Origin of the sequence: Microbacterium sp. T32, assembly GCF_001619615.1 — a bacterium.
In the GTDB taxonomy this organism is placed as follows: domain Bacteria; phylum Actinomycetota; class Actinomycetes; order Actinomycetales; family Microbacteriaceae; genus Microbacterium.
Genome location: NZ_LQQP01000068.1, coordinates 1 through 1,495 on the forward strand (window position 1 = coordinate 1; position 1,495 = coordinate 1,495).

General features: G+C 68.2%; 1 protein-coding gene. It reads left to right on the forward strand.

The features are described from left to right. Positions 1 to 93 precede the first annotated feature (93 nt). On the forward strand, positions 94 to 1,495 hold a 1,402-nt coding region (locus AVW09_RS15970; RefSeq protein WP_442922755.1), incomplete at its 3' end, for an acyl-CoA carboxylase subunit beta.

Consider the following 1,495-nt stretch of genomic DNA (forward strand, 5'->3'; position numbering starts at 1 on the left):
GACGCGGAGGTGGATGGATGCCACAGCGTACGCGCGGGGGGCTTGTGCGCACCCTCCAACATCGGCGTGGAACCGGTCGCTAGGGTGGAAAGCGTGACCGACCAGCCCGATCTCTCCACGACCGCCGGCAAGATCGCCGACCTGCGCACGAGGTTCCAGGAGGCGGTCGTCGATGCCGAGACCGCCGCCCGCACCAAGCAGCACGCGAAGGGCAAGCTCACCGCCCGCGAGCGGATCGAGATGCTCGTCGACCCGGGTTCCTTCGTCGAACTCGACGAGTACGTGCGCCACCGCACCTCGGCCTTCGGCATGGACAAGTCGCGCCCCTACGGCGACTCGGTCGTGACCGGCACGGGCACGATCCACGGCCGCACCGTCGCGGTCTACGCGCAGGACTTCTCGACCTTCGGCGGTTCGCTCGGCGAGGTCGCCGGCGACAAGATCATCAAGGTCATGGAGCTGGCGCTGCGCAGCGGCATCCCGATCATCGGCATGCTCGACTCGGGCGGCGCGCGCATCCAGGAGGGCGTCGTCGCGCTCGGGAAGTACGGCGAGATCTTCCGCCTGAACACCGCCGCCTCGGGCGTCATCCCGCAGATCTCGATCATCATGGGCCCCGCGGCCGGCGGTGCCGTCTACTCCCCCGCCCTCACCGACTTCGTCATCATGGTCGACAAGACCAGCCAGATGTTCGTCACCGGCCCCGACGTGATCAAGACCGTCACGGGCGAGGACGTCGGTATGGAGGAGCTCGGCGGCGCCCACACGCACAACACCCGCTCGGGCGTCGCGCACTACCTCGCTGACGACGAGGACGACGCCCTCGACTACGCGCGCACGCTGATCGGCTTCCTGCCGGACAACAACCTCGCCGAGCTTCCGCTGTACGAGACCCCGTTCGAGTTCGAGACGACGGATGCCGATCGGGCGCTGAACACCGTCATCCCCGACTCGCCGAACCAGCCGTACGACATCCACACGGTGATCGACGGGATCGTGGACGGGGCCGACTTCCTCGAGGTCCAGCCGCTCTTCGCTCCCAACATCGTGATCGGGTTCGGCCGCATCGAGGGGCGCACGGTCGGCATCATCGCCAACCAGCCGTCCCAGATGGCCGGCACGCTCAACATCGACGCCGGCGAGAAGGCCTCGCGCTTCGTGCGGTTCTGCGACGCGTTCTCGGTGCCCATCGTGACGCTCGTCGACGTTCCCGGCTACCTGCCCGGCACCGACCAGGAGTGGACCGGCGTCATCCGGCGCGGCGCCAAGCTCCTCTACGCCTACGCCGAGGCCACTGTCCCGCTGGTGACCGTGATCCTTCGCAAGGCCTACGGTGGCGCCTACATCGTGATGGGCTCCAAGCAGCTCGGTGCCGACATCAACCTCGCCTGGCCCACCGCCGAGATCGCCGTCATGGGCGGTCAGGGCGCAGTGAACATCCTGTACCGAGGCGAGATCAAGCGCGCCGAGGAAGCCGGCGAGGACGTCGCTGCGG